The organism is Nocardiopsis sp. RV163 (assembly GCF_001029525.1).
GTDB classification, from domain to species: Bacteria; Actinomycetota; Actinomycetes; order Streptosporangiales; family Streptosporangiaceae; genus Nocardiopsis; species Nocardiopsis dassonvillei.
In genome coordinates, this window is sequence record NZ_LEKI01000263.1 from 1 (window position 1) to 4,341 (window position 4,341).

The 4,341-nt window shown below is 74.3% G+C and carries 4 protein-coding genes; 3 read left to right on the forward strand and 1 reads right to left on the reverse strand.

Annotated elements, in window-relative coordinates; genetic code table 11:
* The 3 genes from ABD54_RS25615 to ABD54_RS25625 all read left to right on the forward strand — a co-directional run.
* Positions 1-1,709 (forward strand): YhgE/Pip domain-containing protein (locus tag ABD54_RS25615; RefSeq protein ID WP_047872118.1); only part of this gene is annotated, 1,709 nt, incomplete at its 5' end.
* 50 nt (positions 1,710-1,759) lie between these two features.
* Positions 1,760-2,425: a TetR/AcrR family transcriptional regulator gene (locus ABD54_RS25620; protein ID WP_047872119.1), complete on the forward strand. Its 666-nt coding sequence runs from the start codon at positions 1,760-1,762 to the stop codon at positions 2,423-2,425.
* Positions 2,426-2,443: 18 nt separating this feature from the next.
* Positions 2,444-2,839, forward strand: coding sequence for a DUF3592 domain-containing protein (locus ABD54_RS25625; protein WP_047872120.1), 396 nt, complete (start codon positions 2,444-2,446; stop codon positions 2,837-2,839).
* Here ABD54_RS25625 and ABD54_RS25630 read toward each other — a convergent pair.
* Entirely contained in the window at positions 2,802-3,902 is a 1,101-nt protein-coding gene (locus ABD54_RS25630) for a hypothetical protein (RefSeq protein ID WP_047872121.1), read from the reverse strand. The genes ABD54_RS25625 and ABD54_RS25630 overlap by 38 nt on opposite strands.
* Positions 3,903-4,341 lie beyond the last annotated feature (439 nt).

Consider the following 4,341-nt stretch of genomic DNA (forward strand, 5'->3'; position numbering starts at 1 on the left):
CCCCCTCCCGCGACCGGGAGTCCCCCGCCCCGGCGACCCTGGAGGCGCACTACAACGACTCCAACAGCTTCATCGTCCGCCAACTGGCCGGAAGCGCGTTCCGCGAGATCAAGGAGGCCGCCGCGGCGTCGGCGATCAACGGCTACCTGGACCAGATCTTCCTCGGGTTCAACGAGATCCACGGCAGGACGGAGGAGGCCGCCGAGGGGGCCGACGAGCTGTCCGGCGGCGCTGACGAGGCCGAGGAGGGGTCCTCGGAGCTGTCCGGGGGCGCTGACGAGGCGCACACGGGTGCCGGGGAGCTCAGCGGGGGCCTCGACCAGCTGCACTCCGGTTCGCAGGATCTGGCCGACGGAGCCGCGACCGCCTCCGAGGAGGTCTCGGTCCAGGTGGACAAGCTCGACGCGCTGGCCGACGAGTGGCTGCCCCGGCTGGAGGAGGACATCCCCTCCCTCCAGGAGCACGCCGGGAACGCCGCCGAGGTCACCGCGGCCCTGTCCGAGGCCCTGGAGGAGCTGCCGGAGGTCGACACCGGGGCCCTGGAGGAGGTGGACGGGCGCCTGGCGTCCTACCTGGAGGAACACCCCGGGCTGGAGACCGGGGACCCCGACCTGTACACCCTGTTGTGCGACCTCCAGGCAGCCGTGGACACCGCCGAGTCGGCGTCCGGGTTCGTCGAGGACAACCGCGACGCGATCACCGCGACCGCCGAGGACGCGGCCGCGCTGAGCGCGGAGGCCGCCGCGATCTCGGAAGACCTTCCCGCGATGGCGGAGAAGGCGGAGGACGCCCGGGAACGGGCCGACGAGCTGGACGAGGGCCTGGCCGAGCTGGCCGAGGGGTCCGCGCGGCTGCGCGACGGGCTGGCGGAGTCCACCGACGGCGCCGGTGACCTCGACGAGGGGCTGGGCGAGCTCAGCGGCGGCGCCGACGAGCTGCACTCGGGCCTGGAGGAGCTGGCCTCGGGCTCCGGCGAGCTCGCCCGGGGACTCGACGAGGGCGCGGACCAGGTTCCCACCTACTCCGAGCGGGGGCGAGACGACGCCTCCTCGACGATGAGCCGTCCGGTGCGGCTGGACAGCGCCGTCTCCAACGAGGCGCCCGACTACGGGACGGGGTTCACGCCGTTCTTCGTGCCGCTGTCGCTGTGGGTGGGCGCGATGGTGGTGTTCATGGTGCTGCCCGCGCTGTCCTCGCGGGCCCTGGCCTCCTCGGCCCCCTCCTGGCGGGTGGCGCTGGCCGGGCGGGTCGCCCCGCTCCTGCTCGGCGTCGGCCAGGTGCTGGTCATGATGGCCGCCCTGCACCTGCTGCTTGGCCTGGAAGCGGGGAACTGGCCGCTGCTGATCGCCTTCCTGGTGCTGACCGCCGCCGCGTTCGCCGCGACGGTGCAGTACCTGAACGTGGCCTTCGGAGCGGCGGGGCGGGTGGTCGCGCTGGCGCTGCTGGTGCTCCAGCTGACCTCGGCGGGCGGAACGTACCCGATCGAGACCAGCCCGGCCTTCTTCCAGGCCGTGGGGCCGTTCCTGCCGCTGCACTGGGGCGTGACCGCGCTGCGCCACATGATCGGCGGCGGCGACCCGGACCTGGTCCGGACGGCGTTCGGGGTGATGGCGATGTGGCTGGTGGTGCCTTTGCTGCTCACCTGGTGGACGGTGGAACGCAAGCGCGTGTGGACGATGGGCGCGCTCCACCCGGCACTGAAGCTGTGACACGGGCCGGGGTGACGGACATGGCGCGTCGTGTACGAGTATGGGCGAGAATGGAGCGGATGAGTGCGAGCACGTCCGACCACCCCGTGAGCGGCCGCCGTGAGGCCACCCGGCGGCGCCTGTTCGAGGCCGCGGTCACGCTGATCTCCGAGCAGGGGTACGGCGCGACGACCGTGGACGAGATCGCCGAGCGGGCCGGGGTGGCCAAGGGCACCGTCTACTACAACTTCGGCGGCAAGGGCGAACTGTACGCGGCGCTGATGGAGTGGGGCGTGACCCGGCTGGCCGACACGCTCAAGGGCGCGGTTCCCCCTCCCGGGGCCGGTGCCGCCCCCCGCGAGGCGCTCGCCGCCGTACTGCGCGCCGGGGTGGTGTTCATCGGCGAGCACGAGTCCCTGGCCCGCCTGCTCATGGCGGAGGCCTGGCGGACCAACCGGGCCTGGTACGCCACGGTCCTCCAGATCCGCACCGAGGCGATCGGGGTCATCACCGGCCTGCTGGACGACCTGGCGGCGGAGGGGTCGCTGCGACCGGACCTGGACACCGGCCTGGCGGGGTCCGCCCTGTTCGGCATGGTGGTGACGGTGGCGCTGGACTGGCGGACGCTCCAGCCCGGGCGTCCCGTCGAGGAGGTCCACACGGCGCTGGCACGCATGGTCGGCGGCCTGGTCGGCCCCGCCGCCTCCCTCGACAGTACGAGCACTCCGGACACCTGAGAGAGGACGTACCGCGCGATGGCCACCCTCTACCCCCTGATCCCGCTCCTGGCCGGGGTGGTCATGCTCTGGGCGGTGACACGCGACACGCGCCTGGAACTGCGGCTGCGCCGCCACGGGATGCGCGCCAAGGCACGTGTGATCGGCTACCACGAGACCTCCACGGCCGCCCGGATGATCGTGCAGTTCCGTACCGAGGACGGTCACGAGGTGCACGCCGAGCACGAGAACACCGGGTGGACGGCCTCCCGCTCCGGGGAGATCGTGACCGTCGCCTACGACCCGGACACGCCCGAGCGGGCCCGGATCGTGTCCGCGCCCTGGCTGTCGCACTACGTGCGGGTGCTGTTCGGCGGCCTGGGAGCGACCCTGGTCTTCACGGGGCTGCTGCTGGGCTACCTGGCCTGGCGCTGACGGGCTCCTCGCGCGGGGCGGAGTAGCGGACCAGGCGTGAGGGCAGTGCGCCGTCCAGGGCGGCGCGGGTGCGCACGCGCACCCCGCACAGAAGGTCGGCCACGCCCGCGCCGTCGGGCCGGACCAGGGCGCTGCTGGCGTGCGCGGCGGCCACAGCGAGCGCGTACCAGGGCAGGCCCAGGGCCACGAGGACGACCACGGGGCCCTGGAGCAGGCAGGTGCGCGCCAGAACCCGCAGACGGGCCGCCGGGGCCGGGTACCCGCGTTCGCACAGCGCCAGCCGCACCGAGGCGGCGCCGGGGGTGGCGCGGTCGCGACGCGCCAGAGCGGGGACCAGTGCCAGGGCCCCGCCCAGGCACAGCAGGGCGGTCGTGCGCGCCCCGCTTCCCGGCCCCGGGGCGCCGAGCGCCTGCGCGCAGACGGCGAGGGCGACCGCGCCGAACCACCACAGGCCCAGGTCGATCAGGGCCCCGGTTAGCCTGCGCACCGGGCCGGGCACGGCGCGGTCCGCGACGGCCGCGGGCCAGCCGCGGGCGTACCCGGGCGGGAGCGCCCACCGGGCGAGCAGCCAGCCGAGCAGGGTCGCGACCGCGCCCCAGGCCACGAGCCCCGCCGGGGCGCCTGCGTAGGCGCACGGGTACAGGCCCAGGAGCCCGGTGGCGCGGACGGTGACCACGGCCGCGGCCAGGGCCGCGCCCAGCAGCACGGTGAGCGCGGCGCCTCGGCGGAAGCGGTGCCGGGCCAGCAGCCCGACCGCGAGGAACAGGGCGAGGACCCCGGACTCCCCGGGCTCGGGCAGGAGTTCCCGGCCGGACCGGCCGCCGCCGAGGGGGGCCGCGCACAGGCCGTCGGCGGAGGCGGGCAGCGGCCAGACCGCGTACGCCGCCAGGCCGACGCCCGTGGCCAGGGCGGCCGCGGTGCACAGGCCCGGCCAGCCGTGCGGGCGGCCGTAGCGGCGGTACTGCAGGCTCAGGTAGAGCGCCGCAGCGCAGACCACCAGCAGCGGAACCCCCGCGACCGCGGCCTCCACGGCGAGCGGTCCCCCGCCCAGCGGCTGACCCATGCGCACCATCCCGTCACTCGGTGTCCGGTCCTCGACACACAAAGCTAGTACGCGCGGCGCCGGAGCGCGGGGCGAACGCGGACATTCGCGACGGCGACCGGGGCCGGGGAGGGCGGATTCGGTCACCCGGAGCAGGACCTGCCATACTCTCCGCCATATGTGACCTTTGCCCTATTGTCACAAGGCTTCACAGGAGGAAACACCCCTACCGACCACCCGACGGGTGGACATTCTCGCTTCCCATGGCAGACTGCCCACACCACCCGGATATTTCAGCGTTTCACCGGCGAGGTACGATCCCCCACGCCGAAATGCCGCGTTTGTGGTTACCCTGCGGTACGTCCCGTGTCGAGCCCCCCACGGACACAGCCCGCGGGACACGGGACCGCGCACAGGCGGACCGGGACGCGCCGACTCCCCCGGCGGCCCCCACCCCTGG